The organism is Cytobacillus sp. NJ13 (genome assembly GCA_030348385.1).
Taxonomy (GTDB): Bacteria; Bacillota; Bacilli; order Bacillales; family Cytobacillaceae; genus Cytobacillus.
On the sequence record JAUCFP010000006.1, the window covers coordinates 418,250 to 439,833 of the forward strand.

The window sequence follows — 21,584 nt, forward strand, 5'->3', positions numbered from 1 at the left end:
ATATATTACCGTACACACATAATGCCATGATATAACACAATGCTACTTCCCCCTTACTATATAAGGGGGAAGTTCTTTTACCCCTCTTATTTTTTGAACAGGTTAACTGGTATACTATTACCATATGAACGGTATATAAAGATATTTCCGGGAGGAATGGCAAATGGGGAACTGGATTTTTCAAGGCAATCCGAAACAATTTGATGTTGATACATATATAGAAAAAAATGAAATAGTCGATTGGAATATTCGGCAAAAGCAATTTTTGGATGAGGTACAAGCTGGGGATAAGGTGTTCATTTGGAGATCGGATGGTGGCAATAAAAACACTGGAGGTGTTATTGCCTTTTGTGAAATTGTATCCGAGCCATACGAAGATGATGAAAACGATAAGGTTGATCTCAGAATTCTTGAGAAGCGATTAGCTTCTGAGACTGGTATGCTTTTGCGTCATGAATTAAAAGAACTTCCTGAAATCACGAATTTAATGATCTTTAGAATGCCGCAAAACACGAACTACAGACTAACGGACGAGGAATTTGATCGCCTATACCAGCTATGGGAATCACCAGAGAAATTGGCTGAAAAACTAAATATGTCAATTGTTGAAAAATATCTTCATTCTTTTAAGGATCATGCTGAAAATTGGTTTGAAAATAACTCGGATTACTTACAAAAAAGTTATCAATTTTTCAGTCACTTCAAGCAAAAAGACCATTTAAACACAATAGAGTGGGAGGATGTGCAGGAGCTTGGTGAGCACATCAATGCTTTCAGGATGGCACTCGCTAAAAAAAGAGCTCTTGGATATCCTAATGCATCCATTGAACATTACCGCAATAGTTTTAACTATTTAATTCATGGAACAGAACCGCTTAAAAGACGAATGGACCAATTTGTCCATCATGAAGATTATAAGCTATTCGGCTTTGGGTATAGCGTGGTCAGTGAGCTTATAGGGAATATTTTTCCTGAAGAATTCTGCTTTTATAACCAGAGAGACCGAGTAGCGGCAGAAAATATACTTGAACTAACTCCTGGATATGCACGAGGAGATACATTTGGTGAAAAGTTCATCAAATTTCAGAAATGCCTCAAGGAAAATGGAATAGTGGAAAAGTACTTGGAGGTAGTTGGCAAACAAACCACCCTTCCAATTTTCTATGAAATAGATCAATTTTTTAGCTATCTTTTTGAGAATTTTAGCAAGAAAGAAACTGTTATTACTGAAGAAGAAACGATTCCTCAGTACTGGCTTTTGGCTGCTGGAGAAGGAAACTTCATGTGGGAGGATTTCAAGGAAAATGAGCATATTGCAATTGGGTGGGATGAATTAGGTGACTTAAAAGCTTATGGAAGCAAACGAGAAATAATGGAGGCTCTAAAGGAGCTCTATGAAGTTGACTATAACCCAAGTAATGATGCACTCGCTAACTATCAGTTTGCCAACGAAATAAGTGTAGGTGATTATGTACTTATTAAACGAGGGACACACAAGCTAATCGGATACGGTAAAATTGTATCGGAATACAAATTTGATCCTGCAAGAGAATCTTTCAAATCATTACGTAAAGTTGAGTGGATATCACAAGGAGAGTGGGATGTAGAAACAACACTTCATAGTAAAACCTTAACAAACATCACACCATATGATGAGTACTTGGAAAGGTTGCTTGCTTCTATTGGTAAAGAAGCAAAAACGGTATATCCAACCTCAGAGGATAATTCCACATTAGTAAAGGAAAGTGAAAAGGTAACGATTCCTTACACACATGAACAGCTTCTCAGTGAGGTATTCATGACACAAGATAAAGTGGAGGATATCCTTGAAACTTTGGATTATAAGAAGAACATTATCCTACAAGGCCCACCAGGTGTTGGAAAAACATTTGTAGCCAAGCGCCTTGCTTATCTTCATATGGGAACAAAAGATGACAGCAAAGTGGAAATGCTGCAATTCCACCAATCCTATTCATATGAAGACTTCATTCGTGGATATAAGCCTAATAAGCAAGGGTATTTCACTCTAAAAGATGGTATTTTCTATTCATTCTGTAAGAAAGCGATAGAAGATCAAGATAACAATTACTATATGATTATTGATGAAATTAACAGGGGGAATTTATCTAAAATTTTTGGTGAGCTCATGATGTTAATCGAGGCAGACAAACGAGGTAATAAATTCGCGGTTAAGCTTGCATACAGCGTGGGAGAAGAAACCTTCTACATTCCCAAAAACCTTTACCTCATTGGAACCATGAACACTGCAGACAGATCTTTGGCTTTGGTTGATTATGCATTAAGGAGAAGATTTTCCTTTATCAATTTAGAACCAGCTTTCCATACAGAGCAATTTCATGATTATTTAATCAACAAGGGAATTAGCCAGGGATTTATTGATAAGCTTATTGCTGGCATTATGGACATTAATCAGGCAATTACAAATGACACGATTAATCTAGGTAAAGGTTATGAAATCGGTCATAGTTATTTCTGTCCAACAACAGAACAGGTAGATGATGAACAAAAATGGTATGAGCGAATCATTCGCCTAGAAATCGCTCCACTATTAAAGGAATACTGGTTCGATCAGGAGGACAAAGTCGATGAACTCCTTGACAGACTCTAAAATACCGATTAAAAACCTATATTATATGCTTTGCTATGCATGGGACCATCTTGCGGAGAAAGACATGGCCGATGTAGCCCGAGAAGATGAAAGGGACATTCAGCACCTTTTAACAAGAATACTCCTTGTAAAGCTCCGCTCGCTCATCAAGCGGGGCTTTTACCGGGAATATAAATCCTATCAGGAGGAAACAGGAACTTTAAAAGGGAGGATTCTTTTTCAGGAATCTATCAACACGTTTTCTTTTAAAAGAGGTAAAATGCACTGTGAATTTGAAGAAATGACCCATGATATTGTTCATAATCAGGTAATCAAGTCAACTTTATTCTCCCTACTGCAAAACCAGCAGCTTGATAATCAATTGAAAGAAGAGATCCAGCAGTTGTATCCTTACTTTGCTGAAGTTGCCATCATTAAGTTAAATCTGAGAATCTTTCAGGAGATTAAATTGCACAGAAGCAATCAGCACTATCGTTTTGTGCTAGATATCTGCCGTTTTCTTTATGAATCATTGCTATTAACCGAAGACAATGGCGAATCCCAATTTGCTGATTTTGAACGGGATCCCAAGGCAATGGCTCGATTATTTGAGGAATTTGTGCGTAACTTTTACAAAAAGGAAATGCCAGAATTTAAGGTGTTTCGTGAAAATATTTATTGGGATGCTGAGGGGGAGGAGACTAGTTACCTTCCTTTAATGCAAACGGATATTTCTCTTGAAAGTAGTGAGCGAAAGATTATTATGGATACAAAGTATTACCAGAATACTTTAACAAAGAATTTTGGCTCACAGAAATTGATAAGTGGTAATTTGTATCAGATGTTTGCTTATTTAAGTAATCATAGGAAGGCAGAAGGGAAAGAAATAATGGGGATGCTCCTTTATCCCAAAACTGGCAAGGAATTGATGTTAGCTTATAGAATTAAAGAGTTTTCAGTTAAAATCAATACTGTTAATTTGAACCGAGATTGGTTAAGCATTCATACAAGGTTAAAAGGAATTGTAAATTAAAATCCTAAGAACAGATTAAAAGAAATTGATAGTTAAAATGGTTGATAACCTTTTTATATTCATAAATACAGATCCTAAGAAAGAGTGGTAAAAATGATAAATGTAAATTCAGCGCAAATAATTAGTAATTATACTAAAAATGGAAAAATTTATTATGTTGAAATTTTTCATATTGATACTGGTATACAAGTCTTTGCTTCTTTCCAAGAGAACATTAATATAAATGGAGATAGCATAGTTGGTTCTGGATACCATTCAAATAATAAAAAATTAGCTATTGAAAGTGCAATTTCTAATTTGATGGTTCAATTGAATTAAAAAATTTACGCAGACGATGCATGTCGAGAGAGGGAACAAAAGGGAAGAAAGGGCCTGACCCTTGCTGCGTTAATACGTTATTTAGTGAGGGGACAGGCCCCCTTTTACGTAAAAGAACAAAAGAAATCTTTAGTATTTTCGATAAGGGGAGTCCAATACCATGGGGAAACGCCAGAACCGTCCTGTGTATCACATGATGAACATACTAACGCGATGGATGAGTCATACATTTTTATAATCATGAATGATACCAAAAAAGGTTAAACGGCCTTAGCCCTATGGAGTATAGAGCTAAGCCGCTTAAATCATTATTATTATTCCACTGTCTGCTTGCCAGGATATCAATTTTTGTTATTAGAGAGGAATTCTTCGACTGACAATTGTTGTGTCCCATCTTCTTCAGGTAAATCAAAAAATCTATATTGAGAAGCATGTACGTATTCTTCATTTAATTCTGAGGTAATCCATCTTCGACCTAAATCCTCTGCAACTCTTCCAGTAACACAACTGCCGCCAAATGGGTCAAACACCAAATCACCGGGATCAGTTAAAAATTTGATAAAAAACTCCGGTAACTCAAATGGAAAACGAGCAGGATGGGGTTTAACATTAAGTTTTTTACATGCTTGCAAATAACTGTCAGTAGAACGTGTATTAGAAATGGTTAATAGATTTGGAGGAATAGCTCCGCCATTATCTCTATCCCAAACCTGAGAAATGTTATGTTCCGAAGGTCTAAGACCATCATTGTAACCATTTTGGAGTAGTTTTTTCATTCCACTTTTGTAGGGTGTAAGAACATTTCTATTATTTGCTTTAGGTCTTTCTTCTTTTGATAGCCACCAAACCGGGTTTACTGCATCTTTTACTCTTAATCTTTCTATAGTAACCCAAGGAGCAGGTGTTGGCATTTTTGCTGGATTATACCAATAAAACTCCTGTGCTAGATGAAACCCTGGATAACCATTCTTTTTCTTACATAGGTCAATAAGCAATTCAAAGTGATAAAGTGAACGAGTAGGGCTTCCTTTAATCCATGTTCCGCCAATGTCTATTACAAGGCTACCTGATGGTTTAAGTATTCTTTTAAATTCGAAGGCGAAGTTGTTAATAAACCATTCTATATATTCTGACGCTGACTCATTTCCATATTTTTTCTTTCTTATTAGTGCAAAAGGAGGAGATGTAACTATCAAATCGATTGATTCTGTTTTCATATTTTTCAAAAGGTTGATAGTGTCGGCGTGATATGCTTCTCCATTTTGGGTTGAGAAATAAGGTTTTATATTTTCTACGATGTTACTTAGCAAAGAGTGACACCTACTTTCTAGCAAAAAATCAGCTGCAATAATTATAACAAAAAAAATACATTAATAAAGCCCTAAAAATAAAAAAATAAACTAGCCATAAGTATTTTTTACTTCATATATGTTCCTTCCAATATTTGAAAATGATAAAATTGTTTTATTAGTATAAATTTCTTAGGGTATGGTGGTTTAATGGCACTTAATTTAACTCAGCAAAAACTAAACACTATTTTTATTGAACATCTTTCAGATTCGATAATAAATTACTCTGATATTGGTAGTAAGCCAATCGAAATTGATTTGTGTCCACCACTGCCTGTGAAAATAAGATTATATATTTATAATATGACACAGCCGCTAGGAGAAAGGTCATTTGGTGACCATAAAATACAATTAATAGTCCCTGGTCAAAAAAGAGGGAATCGTGCTGATTTTGATGATTCTAAAGGAAGAATTGTAGTACTGGCAGGTTATGAATCTGATCTCGGTGTTTTTGCTCTTTGGGATGCGGGGTTATACCCTAATTTTGCTTACTCAAGAAATGTTCAAGTTAAAGCAAATACAGTGTATAGAGCTCTTGCAGGTGAAATAGGAATGCAAGAAAGAGTTATAAGAGGACAAGGGAAAGAAACCGTAATCACAACAACAGGTGAAAACTTAAGAGATGCACTTGTATTACGAATGCATAAAACTGAAGAACGAGTTATGAACGGGGGATTAAAATGGATTTAAGTAATTTGAATCTACTTCCTATGTATCATAAAGGGCAACACGATATTGCTAATAATTTTTATATACCATGTATGAGTAACTCAAATAGATATGATAGAGCAGTAGGATTCTTTAGTAGTACCATTTATTCCCTTTGTTGGCCTGCATTAAAAAGTTTAGTCTCAAACAGAGGGAAAATAAGGATCGTTTGTTCTCCACTTTTAAATAGAAATGATCTTGAAGCCCTCGAAAACGGGCATGAAATAAAGGATCAAGAAAATATTGAATTGATTAGAAAAGAATTTAATCAAATGCTAGAAATTCCTTTTTTAAGGAAACCTACGAAAGTATTATCGTCTTTAATTGCTTTAGGTTACTTAGAAATAAAAATTGCAACACTTAGTAAAAATACGGATTCTAATATAAAAAGAATATTTCACGACAAGGTTGGTATTTTTAGTGATTTATCTGATAATAATGTAGTTTTTAAAGGCTCAATGAATGAAACTTGGACAGGATTGTCTAATGACGGAAATCTAGAATCTGTAGATGTTTTCTTATCCTGGGATGATAGCCGCGACAAAGAAAGGGTTTTTGAAGCAAAGAATTATTTTGAACGTTTATGGGAAAACGATTATTCAACTATTACTGTAAAGGATTTTCCAAAAGTTTTAAAAGAGGAATTTTTATCTTCTGCTGATGTAAATGATTGGCCGGATTTAGTGGATGAAATTTGTACTGAAATAGAAGTTGCAAAAAAACTTTCTGCTGATAAAAGAGTTGGAGGTAGGACACCAAGGCATCATCAACTTAATGCGATAGAGGAATGGAATAAAAGAAATAGAAGAGGAATTTTTGAACATGCTACCGGCAGTGGGAAAACCTTTACAGCATTATGTATTATAAGGGATTCTCTTGAAAAGAGTGAAACACCTATAATATTCGTACCAAGTGACCTTTTATTAAAACAGTGGAATAAAGAAGTCAAGGAAACTTTGTCAGATTTAGACCCCAAAGTATTGATTTGCGGTGGAGGAAATACACGCTGGAAAGAAAACTCACTTCTTAGAAGATGGACAAAACAGAGCGGGGATTCCAGAATTGTTATTGCTTCAATGAGTACAGCATATAGAGATGATTTCTTAAGGAATATTAGCCAAGGTGGACACATTCTTTTTGTCGCTGATGAAGCACATAGGTTGGGTAGTCCACAATATCAAAAAATAATGAGTTTTAAATCCGGACCACGGGTAGCATTAAGTGCGACACCTAGGAGAGCAGGAGATCCGGAAGGAACAAAAGCTATTATGGACTACTTTAATGGCGTAGTACCACCACCTTATACTTTGAGTGATGCCATTAGAGATAACGCATTAACCCCTTATATGTATTATGTACATAGTATATTTTTAACGGATGAAGAACAAGATTCATGGAATAGCTTAACTAAAAGAATTCGAAAGCTGTTCGCACAATCTAAAAATAGCTCTCAAAACACGAACGACTCCCTGCAGAATAGAATAAATAAATTATTGATAGAAAGAGCAAGGATTATTAAAAGCGCAGATAATAAAATAGAACTGGCAAGAAAGATTTTATTGGAAAATTTCAGGGATGGGCAACGTTGGATAGTTTACTGTGATTCACAAACTCAACTTAACATAGTACTAAATGATTTACGTAGGAACAATTTTCAAGCTTTAGAGTATCACTCAGATATGAGCGGAGATAGAATGGAAACCTTAAAATATTTCGAGTCTAACGGAGGAATTATAGTTTCAATAAAGTGCTTAGACGAAGGTGTTGATATTCCCTCTGTTACACATGCTCTAATCCTTGCTTCTTCAAAGAATCCAAGAGAGTTCATTCAGAGACGAGGGCGGGTATTAAGAAAAGCACCAAATAAACCTATCGCATTTATTTATGATGTTTTAGTAAAACCAAATATAAATGAGGATGACGAGTTTAGCAAAGGTATTATTCTAGGTGAAATGGCAAGAGCTGTCGAATTTGGTGAAGGAGCGCAAAATCCTAGTGCTATATATGAATTGAAGAGAATCTTGTTAAATTTTGATATCGACTATAGCACAATTACAGAGAAAGGAATTGAAGTTGATGACTAAGGAAAAAGGACTACATGAAACAATTGAAAGTTTAAGAAGTACTCATTTCAATCATATTCCTAAAGAAATTGTAGACTCTATCTTAAGTATTGAGGAAGAGTCATTAGAAAATCGTACTAATGTTTTAAAGAAAATTAGTCAGTTGGTAGAAGCATACATTGACTCTAAATGATTATTACTGAGGTGAATATAATAAAATGTTATGGTTTAAAAATATTGAAATTGAAGGATTCGGTCCATACAAAGAAAAAACTATTATTGCATTCCCGAGCCATGAAGGCGTAACGTTGGTATATGGAGAAAACATGAGAGGGAAAACTTCTTTACTTAATGCAATAAGGTATTCTTTATTTGGAAAAGTAATTGGAAGGGGTTCTAAAGAAATATCACTTCATAAAATTAGTAACTCTGAAAATGCTAGTGAAGGTAAGTATGGGTTTAAAGTTACCTTAACTTTTTCTTACAATAATGAGGACTACGAATTAGTAAGAGAATGTAAACTCAGAAACGAAGTTGAAATTCCTCAATCAGATATGGACTATTCGGAGGAAAACTTTCTTAGAAAAAATGGAACTGTACTTAGCCCAGAAGATAAAGAAAATCATTTAGCAAGAATAATGCCAGAGTCAGTATCTAGGTTTTTCTTATTTGATGGGGAGCTTTTGGATGAGTACGAGGAATTATTAAGTGATGACAGTACAATGGGGCAAAAAATTAGGGAGTCAATTGAACGAATACTTGGTGTTCCTATACTAACTAATGCAAGAGGAGACGTTAGGGAGCTTCTTCAAAATGCCCAAAAAGAGGAATCTAAAGCTGCTCAAAGAGACCAGAAAACTCGAGAATTAGGCAATTTACTTGCAAATAATGGGGAGCAGAAATTACATCAAGAAAATGAGTTGAAACGATTATTAAATGATTATGAGAGATTGAAGGGTAATAAGAAAAGCCTTGAAGAAGAGATGAGGAAAACCCAAAGAGTAGAAGATCTCATAATGGAAAGAGATAAGCTGCAAGAAGAATTACCAAAGCTTGAGGAAAAGAGAAATGAGAAGGAAATAAAACTAAAAGAGTTAATGAGTAGAGCTTGGCAAAGCGTGATTGGCGGTAAAATTGATAAAATAAGAAAAGATCTATCTAGGAAGATTGAAAATATGGAAGCACAATTAATGAAAAAGGCTGTAAAGGAAGAGATGATAAAAAACATTAGGGCGGCATTAGATCAAGGTAATTGTCCCACGTGTTTAAGAAGTATGGATGCAGACGCATTAAAAAAACTGGAAAACTTATCATTGGAAGTTCAACAAGAGCAAGATATTGATGAAAGAGAGATTAATAGGCTAAGGTTAATGTTTGCTAATTTTTCTAATTTCCAATCTATCAATTCCAGAGATTTAATAAAAGAAATATCAGAAAACATAGATGATATTTATATTGAGACGGTAACTAAAATGGATAGGATATCGGAAATTGAGGACTCAATAGGGGACAAAGATACATCTAATATAAAAAGTCAAAGATTCTTATATGATCAGACTATTAAAGAATTAACTATTTTGGAAGAAGGAATTAAAGCTCAAAGAACAGTAATTGTAAAAATTGAAGAAAGTCTAAAGAAATTACAAAGTCAATTAGACAAAATTAGTGGTATGGATATTTCAAAAGAAAGAAAAAGGAGAGAATTATATAACGATTTATACTCATTATTTAATGATGGGGTAGCAATGTATAGAGAGCAATTAAGATCAAAGGTGGAAGTTGATGCCTCTAAACTATTTATTAAGATGACAACTGAGCCAGATTATACTAATTTATCCATAAATGAAAATTACGGACTTACAATCGTACACCGTGATAATAAGACAGTCCCGATAAGGTCTGCTGGAGCTGAACAAATTGTTGCATTATCCCTCATTGGTGCTCTTCAAAAAAATACGCCTTTAAGAGGCCCAGTAATTATGGATTCCCCTTTTATTCGTTTAGATGAGCAGCATAAAAGGAATGTTTTAAAATCTTTAGAAATTATGGCTCCTCAAGTAATGTTACTGGTTTTTGAAGGGGAATTAAAGCCTGAGATTGCTCGTGATGAACTGCTAGGAAGATTAAAGGCTGAATATAAACTTCAAAGATTAAGTGCAAGGCATACAGAAATTATAGAAAAATAGGGGGAACCTAAATGTCAGATAAAAGAACTATAGGACTGACTGCTGACAATAGATTAATTGTCGAAAAACTCATGTCTGAATTCTATTTTAAAGAGCAAATTCACGTTGCAAAGTTTGGTTTTGCAGTTGCAATTAAAAACGACCTGTCTATTGGTTACTCAGAGGGTACAGATACAATTTGGAATGTAGGAAGTTTTGATTCAGATGGAGAGATTAAGGCGATTATAACAGCCTTATATCCAGAGATACAAGAACCATATAGAGTAATTGAATATTTATACAATAAAGGAATTGAGTATATAGGTATAGAAATCAGAGATAACAGAGACTTTAACATTATGGACTTTATGGATTAAGCTATATTCCATCAAGAGTATTGATGATAAGTATGATTACCATAAGTCATATTTAAACAAGGTTGCTAAGCACTTTTTAGAAGGTTCCGACCAGAGTTTTTTCGTAGAACAATTAATGTAAAATGCAAAAACAAAAATACTATAAAAATGAAGCAGCTTCCATTCTGACTTAAATTATTCCAGGGTTAAACAGGAGATTTTTTATGCTTATATTTAAAAAATATATAAAGGGAGTATTGAATGGATAGGATAAGGCTGAGAATTCAAAATAAGACAAAAATTCCTGTTAACTTTTTTAAAGAAGAGGAACTTATAGCAGCTTGCCCACGTTTCTAGGAAGCTGTTCGGTTCTTTAAGAAAGAAACAAATGCAAAGAGGGTTAACTCGAAGAAAGGGCCTGACCCCGACTGTGTTAATATGTTATTTAGTGAGGGGACAGGCCATTTTTCTCCTAGTGAAAACTAATATTAATATTAATTATAACAGTAAAAATTTATGAAATTATTATAAAATAAAATTACATTTAATTTAGACTTAACCAATGAGAGGATATTAAAATGGATATTATTACAAGTAACTATTTCAAAAAGTTTCTAAGTGAACAAAATATTGAAGGAGGTCATACAACTACCAACTTTGAAAAATTTGTAAACTACATTACACTTTCTACTAAGAATATTAACAACTTTAATCTTCCATCCGTAAGTATAGGTGGTGGAGAAGACGGAGCAATAGATGGATTAGCAGTTGTGTTAAATAATAGATTTATTACAGATTTAAGTGAGTTAGAACATTTAATAGGATCTGGAATGGAATTTACAGTCGAGTTTTATTACATTCAGTCTAAGACATCTTCTTCATTTGAAAGTAAAGAAATATTGAATTTCGGTAGTGGTGTAGTAGATACTTTTAAACAAGAAGATGAAACAAAGAAAAAAATGAATGATTCATTAAAAGAAAAGTATAAAATGATCCGTAAGATATTAGATAACTACGAATATACACTCGATAGAAAATGTAAATTATATTATGTAACAACTGGTAAATATGTTGAGGATGAAAACCTTAAGTCTTCAGTTGAAAATGTAAGGAATAATATCAAAAGTTTGGATTTATTTACAGATGAAAATATAGAAATAAATATGCTTGGAAGTGACTATATTAGAACTCAATACGAGATGACAAAGGTACAAAACAGTGCAACCTTTGAACTGAAATCCAAAATTGATTTGCCATTCATTGAAAAAGTTAAAGAAGCATATTTTGCTGTAATGCCGATTAGTGAGTATTTAAATATAGTAGTTGATAATGATAATAAAATTAGAAGAGGAATTTTTGAATTAAATGTAAGGGATTTTGGTGGTATTGATGAAAATCGTGTTAATCAAGACATAGAAGCAACAATATTGTCTAAGGATAAGCATTCTTTTGGATTGCTAAATAATGGTATTACAATTGTAGGGAAATCTTTAACAAAAGGGCAAGGTAAATATACACTTAAAAATTTTTACATAGTAAATGGCTGTCAGACAACCAATGTTCTTTATAATAATAGAGAGCAAATTGACCAAGAAATGTGGATAAGTGTAAAGATAGTTATAACTAATGAAGATGATATTATAAAAAATATAGTGAAAGCAACAAATAATCAAACTGAAGTAGAAGAGATACAATTATTATCAATGGACGATTATCAAGAGAAGTTAGAAAGTTATTATAATAGTTTTACTGAATTTAAACAATTATATTATGAACGAAGAGATGGACAATATAGAGGGAATGCAGAAGTTTCGCCAATAGAAATCGTTTCACCAGAGAAACAAGTTAGATCCTTTGCCTCTATTTTTTTACAAGAACCACACAATGCGAGTAGATTTTTTGGAAAACTTCAAGATGAAATAAGCAAAAAAATCTTCGTGCAAGATCATAACCCTATAATGTACTATACTTCCGCATTATTGAATTATTATATAGAGAATCAATTTAGAAACGATAGAATTGGTAATTCCTATTTGAAATTTCAGTATCATATACAACTAATCATATCTCAGCTTGTTTGGAAAAATGAAAAACAACCACAACTTAATTCGAGAAAAATGGATGAATACTGTATTCTACTTATCAAACAACTAATAGATCAAGAAAAGTTTAATTTATTAATAGAACAAGCTATATCTATCTTGGATAAGGTTATTAAGAATTTAGATGATCTAGAGGCAAATAAAACATTGAGTACAGTTAATTCATTATTAATGTATATTGATATAGAATTGACTGAAGTAGAATTAAAGAATGTAAAGTATTTTGTAAATAATATTGATGTATATTTATCACCTTTTGATAGTATGAAAAAAGATGGTGATCTTAGATTTAATTTTGAAAGTCGGTTTGAGGAACTACTTGTATTTATTAAAAAGTATAATATGATGGATTTCGCTGCGGATTTACCTGATTTTTCGGATATATTTATTAGTGTTGATTTTGATAATAGAGAAGAAAGAAAGAAATATTCAAATATGATATTGGAAAGTATTTACCACCTTGTATCAAATTTGAACAAAAAAATAGAAAAATCAAGAAGATATGAAAAATAAATAAGAATGTTTATAGATGTGGAATTGTTTACATAAACAAAATAAAGTAATCAATTTATTTAACAATAGGTGCTATATATCTAGGTTGCCGTGTGGCAGCCTTTTAAATTATCAAGATAGGTTTGTTCTCTTGTTCAATAGCACAGCACCGAAGGAAAAATCATCTTCATATATTACTGATAAACATATATGACTATGTAGAAAGGGTCATATGGATATTACAAATCTTTCAAGCTCTTATGATATTATCCAATTTTCATAGTAAATATTTCTGGCCTTCTACGTCTTCTAAAATTCTAAATGTTGTTAAATATCTTAAGTTAATGGAGTATGATCCAGAATAATAACTAGCTACTAAATCTAGTGCAAAAGTTATAGATCAGATGCCATTATGGTGGTTTTTTCTTGATGAGCTATCTGGAGTGGATTAAATGAAGAATTAGGGGTGAGAATTCTATACTATATCTGTTACAGACTTATACTTGATTAAAAATTTCATGTGAATGGTTGTATAGACATTCTTAATTATAACAAGGTTTCTATTGACCGGCTAAAAGAGAGGTGCCCCCCATGAGTATTGAAGATGCAATAAGATTTGTTGTTGAAGAAGTTGAAGATCCGGCTTTAGAACATCCAAGCTTAGAAGATTCTTTAAAAAATAAAGTTAGGCGATCAAAAACAATTGTACATAGAATAAAAAAAATCGGTGACTTATACAGATATCTAAAAAGATTTGAGTTTGTTCCACAAGTAGGTGATCCCAAGAGAGAACTGTACGATCGATTTAAAGCATTAAATCTAAAAACATATGAAGATCTTTACCCAGAGTTTGTCCAAAGATTTTCTAATTATATTGATGACGTTACAGTACTGGATGACTTTGTTTTAGGGAAGGATTATACATCCTGGGACATCTCCATATATGCTCAGACGTACGATACACAGTCAGGCATTTACCTTATTGGAGAAGAGCCGAACTACCAAGCAATCTTTGTGAAAGCAACCTTTGAAGAGGGGAAATATCCCAATGAATGGATTGAACCAAACAATGTCCTGAAATACTATATGTATAGTTTAAGAGATATTTTTAAGAAAGAATATAAGTATAACTCGGCCATATTAAATTCTATTGATACAAACACACCTATCTATGTATTTCAGAAGGATGATACAAAGCTTACTCTTAAAGGTATTTTTTGTTATGCAAGTGATCACCATGATCCTGAAGATGGTTCAAGGTGGTTTATTCTTAATAAAGTTAATTCACTTGAAACAAAGAAAGTGATGACTGAGGAAGAATATAACCAAGAGCTAAATAAACAGGTCAGATCATCAAAAAAAGTTGATAGGAAAGATAGGCGAAATCGTTTAAATGAGGCTGAAAAAATTCCTTCAAAGTTAACTGTCACTTCAACACAGTTTAAGCGTAACCCAGATGTAATAGCTGAAGTGTTAGAACGAGCGAAAGGTATTTGTGAAAAGTGTCGTAAACCGGCTCCATTTGTTAGAGCTAATGATTTTTCTCCTTATTTAGAGGTTCATCATCTTCGTCCTCTATCAGAAGGTGGGGAGGATACTGTTGAGAATGCTGTTGCTCTTTGTCCTAATTGCCATCGAGAATACCATCATGCAGCAAGCGTTACTACAGTTGTAGCTGGAATACTAATTGAAGAAGGCAAGGTACTCATTGCTAAAAGAAGTGGAAATGATGATTTAGCTGGTAAGTGGGAATTCCCAGGAGGTAAGGTTAAAAAGAAAGAAACTCCTGAGAGGGGGTTGCGAAGGGAATTATATGAGGAGTTAGGTATTAAAGTTAGAGTTCGAAAGTACTTTGGAGAAAGTATATATAAGTATAAGTCCGGTGTAATAAGACTAATGGCATACTATGTGAGAAGAGTTGATGGTGACTTTAAACTTGATGTTCATGAAGAAGTGAAATTTATAAATGTTGAAGAATTGAGTGACTATGATTTCTTGCCCGCTGATATTCCACTTGTGAACAAGTTAATAAGTAGAGGGGGACCTAATGAATAACTATGGCTGGAAAGGTACATTTAAAGAACTAATTGAGACAGATAATGATGATATCGTTAATTGTTTATGTCTACAAATATACAACCAATCTTTAGAGGAAGCACGGAATAATCCAATTGAGGAAAGTACCTATTCTCAAATAAAGTCATGGTTCGATTGTATTGATTATTTAAAGAAGGAAGTTACTGTTTTTCAACATTTGCCTGGCTTTCTAATTTTTGAATATGAAATATTACGAAGTGGAAGGCGACGTCCTGATGTATTATTGTTCCTACCAGGCGAACTAATAGTATTGGAATTCAAAAGATATTCGTATGTTAATGACCCAGAATACACCCAAACATCATTATATATTCGTGATATTCAGTTGTACCACTCAGCTGTACACGAATATTCTTTAAAAGTGCGTGGAGCATTAGTTTTGACGAATGACGATAATGCCTTTGATTTAATCCCCGAATATCAAATTTACCACTTAGGGAAAAGCGGATTACGTCAGATACTTAAAAGGCTCGAAGGGAATTTAAGAGATGTCCCTCTCATTTCTGATCAAGACTTTATACAAGGTAGATTTCAACCACTTCCGTCTATCATTGAATCTGCAAGAGCTATCATGAGAGATGAACCTTTGCCTCAAATTAAAACTTTAAAAAGTAGTAACTTTGATAAGGTAGTTGAAGAGGTGAAGTTGATCGTTGAAAAAGCAAAGCGCGATCACACTCATCATCTTGTATTAGTATCTGGTGTGCCCGGTGCAGGGAAAACTTTTGTAGGGTTGACACTTGCTCACGATATTGAGAAAGCTGTTTATTTATCAGGTAATGGTCCACTTGTAGATGTACTTCAAGATAGCTTGAAAGACAAAACCTTTGTCCAATCACTATATGGATATAAGACTGACTATCTAAAATACCGTATTGTGCCTTATGAGCATGTTCTCATCTTTGATGAAGCGCAACGAGCTTGGGATGCAAAAAAGATGAAAGGGGAAAAAAGCGAACCAGATGTAATAATTGAAATAGCAAAACACAAATCATGGTCCGTTGTAGTTGGGTTGATTGGAGAAGGCCAAGAAATTCATATTGGTGAAGAAGGTGGGATAGGGCTATGGAATGAAGCTATTAAAGGTAAGGATGTACATGTTCATGCCAAACACCACCAAAAAATTTTCCCTAACGCTCTTACTTATCATGAAAATCGAGAACTACATTTAAATACTTCTTTACGAACACATAATGCTTTAATGTATTTTGAATGGGTTGAATCCTTTTTTGCTGGGGATATTGATCGTTGCAAAAAGCTTCAAGAAAAACTAACAAAAGAACGATATACTTTAAAGTTTGTAGACAATCTTGGTGACGCAAAAGAATATGTTCAAAAATTATATGAGGGAACAGATAAAACCTATGGAATTGTCATATCTTCAGGAATAAAATATCCGGAAGGTGTTAAGTTAGTACCTTTTAGTCAACGAAATTTTGTTCCAAAACATCATGTGGCTTATTTCAATTATCCCGACTCTCCTTATTATTGTAAAAAACTAGATTATGCAGCCACAGAATTTCAAGTGCAAGGACTTGAACTGGATATGGCAATAGTCTATTGGGGTAGTGATTTAAAATGGAAAAATGGAAAATGGACTTTTAATCATTTAAAACATGATGCTAATGATCCTTATCAAATGAAGTTAAATGCATATAGAGTACTTCTAACTAGGGGAAGAGATGGGGTAATTATTTGTAGGAATTAAGGTTAAATGGTTCTTTATTTGGACTAGTTATTACTGTGATCCGCAGAGAGTAAAATAGGAGCAGTTTACTTGGAGTCTTCAAGTATTTATTTGTTATAATTATGCATAACTAAAGGAGGTAACATAATGCCAGTTTACAATAAACTTGTTCGAGACCGTATTCCAGAAGTCATTGATAATACAGGAAATACCTTTACTACTAGAATATTGGAAGACAATGAATACATAAAAAAGTTAAAAAAGAAAAGTTACGAAGAGTTAGAAGAGTATATGAATACTACGAATCCTCATGATACTCTTGAAGAATTGGCAGATATCCTTGAAATCATACATGCTTTTACTGAGTATCATGGTTTTTCAATTGAAGATTTAGAAAATGTTCGAAGAAGTAAGGCAGAGAAATGAGGTGGATTTAAGGAGAAAGTCTTTTTGATTGATGTAGAGGAGTAATATGTCTTTTACATGATATATATGAGTAATTTCAAGAAAAATTTGAAGCAGTATAATAGCTGTTTCTTTTTATTTACATAAAATAGAATTTTTTAGAAAAGACATTCTTTGTAGACGTTTATCGTCTACGGAGGATGTCTTTATTTTTAATGTTTAAAGAATACAAGATTGAAAAGGGCTGAGCGATATGCAAAAAGCAAATACAAGCGGTTTTAGAATAAAGCAAGCTCGATACAATGCAAAAATGGATTGAATTAGCAGATGCACTGGAGATTGAGTACAATATAAAGATCACTCAATCAGATATTTCAGAGATCGAAAGATGTGTCAGTGGTGTTAAAGGCTATGAATTATATTATATTTTCAAAATCTTGAATGTAGATCCACTTTGGTTTTTTAAAGGTGAGGAATAGTCAAATTTATTTCTAAGGAGTGGCGAAGTGTGAATATAAATGATTTCAAAAAAGAAGATTTTTGGAGAGCAATCATTTTATATGGCTTAAATCAATCTACATATATAATTGCTCTAGGAAAATCTTTAATCAGGTTTTCAACGCAAGGAGAAACAAATATATCAATGAATGAATTAGCAGAAGATTTTTTTGAAATTTATCGAGAACGTTTAAAAGAGGGAAAAGCACAACTTGCGACACCTAATAGACAAACTGCAATGGAGAAAAATAGCGTTATACAATAATGGGAAACTCAATAGGACTCAAGCTATTGAAAAAGTTGAAAGAGAAGCATTTAACGACGTTATAAGGAGATTCCATACTGTAGAAAAACAAGAAGTACCTGTTAAGTTTTACGAGAAAACTGAAAATGGATTGGTTATATTTGATAATGTATTTGAAATTTTTTCGGATAAGAATAATAGTCAGCTCAATAATGAGTTAGATTCTCGATGGGACTTGCTTGAGGGTGCTTTTGAGATAAAGAGAAGTAATAGTAAATTAATGAATGATATAAGAAATATATATTTAGTTAATGGCCATGAGAGGACTGATATAACGAAAAATCGTGAAGTGCTAAATGGCTATCAGAACAACGTGTGTTTCTATTGTGGTGAACTTATATCTGAAGATGATGTTCATGTAGATCATGTTATCCCCCGACAATTTCTATATCATGATGAAATTTGGAATCTAGTTCTATCTCATGAATTCTGTAACATGCAAAAAAGTGATAACCTTCCACATCGGTATTATGTAGAAAAGCTATTAGAACGAAACGAAAATTTTATTAAAAATAATCATCCTAATAGTAATAAACTAAAGCTGCAATTAAGGATAAAAGTAAATAATAAGTTAAAGAGTTTTCAGTTACTAATTCTAAAACTTGCTTGGTGAATTAACTTTTATTTATTTCTGTTCTTGTAGTGGTACATCTTTTAATATGATGGAATTCTGAGGAAAACCAAATTACAGTCTGGGAATGTATCGAGCAGAATAAATAATACATAACTTATAATTCCATAGTTATATTACTGAGAAGTAAACCTTCTCTTATACAATCGTTGATTGATTCATACATAAACATAAAATTTTCAGTGGGAATTTACATTTATTAATTTTTAATTTTTTTTAATGAGTGCACTATAAAAATAATTGGCTGAAAAGATGTGATTTAAAAGGGAAGAATAAAGAAAGGAAAATTATACAAATTTATTAATGAATAACATTATAGGAAATGGTACTTTTTGATTTAGTAGCAGACTTACCGAGATTTGATGAAGTAAATTCGATATCAATTAATAAAGTATTATATTTGGTTTTCGAACCTATAATGAAGGTGTTTAGTATTTTGTGTAGAAAAATATAATTAATTCAAGTTATATACAACATTTTCTTGTTATATCTTAATGATTTCCTTTAAGGAGTGTTTATTATGAGTATGTCTGATGAAAAAATTTTCGAAATAGCAAATAATTTAAGAGAAGAAAAAGAATTTTCGGTAAGTACTTTACTTGAAAAGTTGGTAGAGGAAAATATAAAATTAAATTTTGATGAAATTTATAATTTTAATAGCTTTTGGAATAGTAGGGAGTATTTAGTACCTAAAATCATATGTGAATTTCTTGAATCTTTTGTAAAGGATAAACAAAATTTAAAGGTCTTAGATCCTTGGTGCCACTTTGGGGAATTGTTAAACTCTGTAAGTAGTAGTACGGTTAAATCTATAGGAATAAACCTTTATAACAAAGACCTTATAATAGCGAGTAAAATGTTAAGTTCAAATAAAAATTTACAGTTGATAAAGGGGGACCCACACAAAGAATTAGAATATATAAATGAAAAATTTAGTCTTATATTAAGTTGTTTTCCGTTTAGTTCCATAAAAAAAAGTCAAAAAATTGGTGGAAATGAGATCTTTGATTCGGAGTTTAACTTATTAATGTTAAAAGCATCTAATTTGTTATCACAAGATGGTAAAGGGTTTTTTGTAGTTCCACCCAGTTTTTTTAATAATGCAACAGAAAAATCTGTTAGAAAATCTTTAAAAAAATTTGATTTATTTATTGATGCTATTTTTTATTTACCTCCAGGAACTTTTAAAAACACTTCAATTGCTTCATATTTAATTGTCACAAGTAGAGTAAAATTTGGAGAATTATTTATAGCTGAACTTGGTAATAAGGAAAATATAAATACAATTCTTGAAAATTGGAAATATAGAAAAAAGGGAAAAGTTTTTTCACTGGGTTATTTAACAAAAACAGACCATTTTCTTTCTTTTGAAAAGATAGAGAAAGAATTAGAAATCGAAAGGCTTGTTAGTAAATCGAATTTAACACCTTTTCAAATTCAATCATTCGCTTCAGAAATTAAAATAAGTAACAAAAATTTAGATAATGGTTTTGAAGAAAAACCTAATACAATATATTTACCATTAATAGGTTTGTCAAACACTGTGTCAAGATTAGATGAGATAACGTTAAAGCCACAAAATTATGTTCAAATAGTTATTGATCCTAAAAAAGCATCTGCAGATTTTATTGCAAATTGGTTTAATACAGATTTAGGTATTTTAGTTAGAGAAAGCTTAATGAATGGAACTACAATTCAACGTATTAGTAAATCAAGTATAATGAACGCTATTGTTTACTTACCCACTTATGAAACTCAAATACATATTGTAGATCTCCACTCTAAAATTACTAATCTAAGAGCGGAGTTAAGCAGTATAGAGGGTCATCTCTGGAAAAATCCTGCAAGCTATAGAAATATAAAATTAAGATTAAGAGAATTAAACAGAAATACAGGTTTAGAAGAGTGGATAGAAAAACTTCCTTTCCCTTTAGCCTCCATACTTTGGAAATATTACGCTACTAAAGATGTGCGTAATAAAAAGGACTTCTTACTCTATTTTTTCGAAGCATTAGCTCAATTTGAAGTTGTTTTGATGTTAAGCGCATTTAATAATGATAAGGAACTTTTATCAAATGAAATAAACTTAGATATTGAAAAAATATCCAGAAGTACTTTTGGTTCTTGGGTAATTTTTGGCGAACAGTTAGCAAAATTAATAAGGACGCATATGTCTAGTAACCATAAAGATAGATGTTTACGTATGTTTAGAACAAAAAAGAAAGAATTAATTGAAGTTATTTGTAGTAAAAAAGTATATCAGGTATTAAAGATTACAAAAGATTATCGGAATGATTGGAAGGGTCATGGTGGAGTAGAAGGTGTTAGAGAATCCAAGAGTAGATTAAAGTTATTAGAGGCTGAGCTAGTAAAAATAAGAGAGGTTTTTGGAGATGTATTTGAAGATACTCAGCTTATAAAACCAGGACAAGGGCATTTCGAAAATGGGTTATTTCATAGTCGGTGCTCTTTACTAATGGGAACTAGATCGTCTTTTAAAGATGTAGCGATAAAGACAACAAGTGGTTTAGATATTAATAAATTATACTTTGTTGAAGATAGTAGTCATGACCCATTAGAGTTATTACCGTTTATTAGATTAATGCCTAGTCCAAGCACAGAGGAAAATGCGTGTTATTTTTATAACAGGATCGATAAAAATGGGGTTAGAATGGTTTCTTATTATTTTGATAGGGATTCAGAGATTACTATACCTGAGGATAATATTAGTAATATTATTGAAAGTTTAATTAGAAACTAGTTGAGTA

The 21,584-nt window shown here is 32.4% G+C and carries 16 protein-coding genes; 15 read left to right on the forward strand and 1 reads right to left on the reverse strand.

The window, feature by feature from the left end; genetic code table 11:
• The first annotated feature begins 163 nt into the window (after positions 1–163).
• From QUF73_02130 to QUF73_02140, 3 genes are all read left to right on the forward strand, one after another.
• Complete coding sequence (locus QUF73_02130; protein MDM5224998.1) at positions 164–2,629, forward strand: AAA family ATPase; 2,466 nt, start codon at positions 164–166, stop codon at positions 2,627–2,629.
• Positions 2,607–3,641 (forward strand): 5-methylcytosine-specific restriction endonuclease system specificity protein McrC, encoded by a 1,035-nt coding sequence (gene mcrC, locus QUF73_02135; protein MDM5224999.1) that lies wholly within the window; start codon positions 2,607–2,609, stop codon positions 3,639–3,641. The genes QUF73_02130 and mcrC overlap by 23 nt, the downstream gene beginning before the upstream one ends.
• A 93-nt stretch (positions 3,642–3,734) precedes the next feature.
• Positions 3,735–3,959 carry a hypothetical protein gene (locus QUF73_02140; GenBank protein MDM5225000.1) on the forward strand — a complete coding sequence of 75 codons (225 nt, stop codon included), beginning with the start codon at positions 3,735–3,737 and terminating at the stop codon, positions 3,957–3,959.
• Between the two features lie 341 nt (positions 3,960–4,300).
• Here QUF73_02140 and QUF73_02145 read toward each other — a convergent pair whose 3' ends face one another.
• Complete coding sequence (locus QUF73_02145) at positions 4,301–5,269, reverse strand: site-specific DNA-methyltransferase (protein MDM5225001.1); 969 nt, start codon at positions 5,267–5,269, stop codon at positions 4,301–4,303.
• Between the two features lie 189 nt (positions 5,270–5,458).
• On the opposite strand from QUF73_02145, the gene QUF73_02150 reads away from it, so the two are divergent.
• The 12 genes from QUF73_02150 (at position 5,459) to QUF73_02205 (ending at position 21,577) form a co-directional block, all read left to right on the forward strand.
• The gene (locus QUF73_02150; GenBank protein MDM5225002.1) at positions 5,459–5,998 is read left to right on the forward strand and encodes a hypothetical protein; all 540 of its coding nucleotides are present in this window, start codon (positions 5,459–5,461) and stop codon (positions 5,996–5,998) included.
• On the forward strand, positions 5,989–8,100 hold the full coding sequence (locus QUF73_02155; GenBank protein ID MDM5225003.1) for a DEAD/DEAH box helicase family protein: 2,112 nt from the start codon (positions 5,989–5,991) through the stop codon (positions 8,098–8,100). Before QUF73_02150 ends, QUF73_02155 begins: the two co-directional genes overlap by 10 nt.
• A complete protein-coding gene (locus QUF73_02160) occupies positions 8,093–8,272 on the forward strand; it encodes a hypothetical protein (GenBank protein ID MDM5225004.1) in 180 nt (59 codons plus the stop codon). Before QUF73_02155 ends, QUF73_02160 begins: the two co-directional genes overlap by 8 nt.
• Before the next feature lie 25 nt (positions 8,273–8,297).
• A complete protein-coding gene (locus QUF73_02165; GenBank protein ID MDM5225005.1) occupies positions 8,298–10,265 on the forward strand; it encodes an AAA family ATPase in 1,968 nt (655 codons plus the stop codon).
• An 11-nt stretch (positions 10,266–10,276) separates the two neighbouring features.
• A complete protein-coding gene (locus QUF73_02170; GenBank protein MDM5225006.1) occupies positions 10,277–10,621 on the forward strand; it encodes a hypothetical protein in 345 nt (114 codons plus the stop codon).
• Between the two features lie 557 nt (positions 10,622–11,178).
• Positions 11,179–13,215: an AIPR family protein gene (locus QUF73_02175; protein ID MDM5225007.1), complete on the forward strand. Its 2,037-nt coding sequence runs from the start codon at positions 11,179–11,181 to the stop codon at positions 13,213–13,215.
• A gap of 570 nt (positions 13,216–13,785) precedes the next feature.
• The gene (locus QUF73_02180; protein MDM5225008.1) at positions 13,786–15,249 is read left to right on the forward strand and encodes an NUDIX domain-containing protein; all 1,464 of its coding nucleotides are present in this window, start codon (positions 13,786–13,788) and stop codon (positions 15,247–15,249) included.
• On the forward strand, positions 15,242–16,999 hold the full coding sequence (locus QUF73_02185; GenBank protein ID MDM5225009.1) for a DUF2075 domain-containing protein: 1,758 nt from the start codon (positions 15,242–15,244) through the stop codon (positions 16,997–16,999). The genes QUF73_02180 and QUF73_02185 overlap by 8 nt, the downstream gene beginning before the upstream one ends.
• A 126-nt stretch (positions 17,000–17,125) precedes the next feature.
• Positions 17,126–17,404, forward strand: coding sequence for a nucleoside triphosphate pyrophosphohydrolase (locus tag QUF73_02190; protein ID MDM5225010.1), 279 nt, complete (start codon positions 17,126–17,128; stop codon positions 17,402–17,404).
• Positions 17,405–17,891: 487 nt separating this feature from the next.
• On the forward strand, positions 17,892–18,146 hold the full coding sequence (locus QUF73_02195; protein MDM5225011.1) for a hypothetical protein: 255 nt from the start codon (positions 17,892–17,894) through the stop codon (positions 18,144–18,146).
• Entirely contained in the window at positions 18,094–18,798 is a 705-nt protein-coding gene (locus QUF73_02200; GenBank protein ID MDM5225012.1) for an HNH endonuclease domain-containing protein, read from the forward strand. Before QUF73_02195 ends, QUF73_02200 begins: the two co-directional genes overlap by 53 nt.
• Before the next feature lie 538 nt (positions 18,799–19,336).
• Positions 19,337–21,577 (forward strand): N-6 DNA methylase, encoded by a 2,241-nt coding sequence (locus QUF73_02205; protein MDM5225013.1) that lies wholly within the window; start codon positions 19,337–19,339, stop codon positions 21,575–21,577.
• Positions 21,578–21,584 lie beyond the last annotated feature (7 nt).

Excerpts from the sequence above, each read along its gene's own strand:
- QUF73_02130 (MDM5224998.1), top strand. The coding sequence starts at position 164 with ATGGGGAACTGGATTTTTCAAGGCAATCCGAAACAATTTGATGTTGAT.
- mcrC (MDM5224999.1), top strand. The coding sequence starts at position 2,607 with ATGAACTCCTTGACAGACTCTAAAATACCGATTAAAAACCTATATTAT.
- QUF73_02140 (MDM5225000.1), top strand. The coding sequence starts at position 3,735 with ATGATAAATGTAAATTCAGCGCAAATAATTAGTAATTATACTAAAAAT.
- QUF73_02150 (MDM5225002.1), top strand. The coding sequence starts at position 5,459 with ATGGCACTTAATTTAACTCAGCAAAAACTAAACACTATTTTTATTGAA.
- QUF73_02155 (MDM5225003.1), top strand. The coding sequence starts at position 5,989 with ATGGATTTAAGTAATTTGAATCTACTTCCTATGTATCATAAAGGGCAA.
- QUF73_02160 (MDM5225004.1), top strand. The coding sequence starts at position 8,093 with ATGACTAAGGAAAAAGGACTACATGAAACAATTGAAAGTTTAAGAAGT.
- QUF73_02165 (MDM5225005.1), top strand. The coding sequence starts at position 8,298 with ATGTTATGGTTTAAAAATATTGAAATTGAAGGATTCGGTCCATACAAA.
- QUF73_02170 (MDM5225006.1), top strand. The coding sequence starts at position 10,277 with ATGTCAGATAAAAGAACTATAGGACTGACTGCTGACAATAGATTAATT.
- QUF73_02175 (MDM5225007.1), top strand. The coding sequence starts at position 11,179 with ATGGATATTATTACAAGTAACTATTTCAAAAAGTTTCTAAGTGAACAA.
- QUF73_02180 (MDM5225008.1), top strand. The coding sequence starts at position 13,786 with ATGAGTATTGAAGATGCAATAAGATTTGTTGTTGAAGAAGTTGAAGAT.
- QUF73_02185 (MDM5225009.1), top strand. The coding sequence starts at position 15,242 with ATGAATAACTATGGCTGGAAAGGTACATTTAAAGAACTAATTGAGACA.
- QUF73_02190 (MDM5225010.1), top strand. The coding sequence starts at position 17,126 with ATGCCAGTTTACAATAAACTTGTTCGAGACCGTATTCCAGAAGTCATT.
- QUF73_02205 (MDM5225013.1), top strand. The coding sequence starts at position 19,337 with ATGAGTATGTCTGATGAAAAAATTTTCGAAATAGCAAATAATTTAAGA.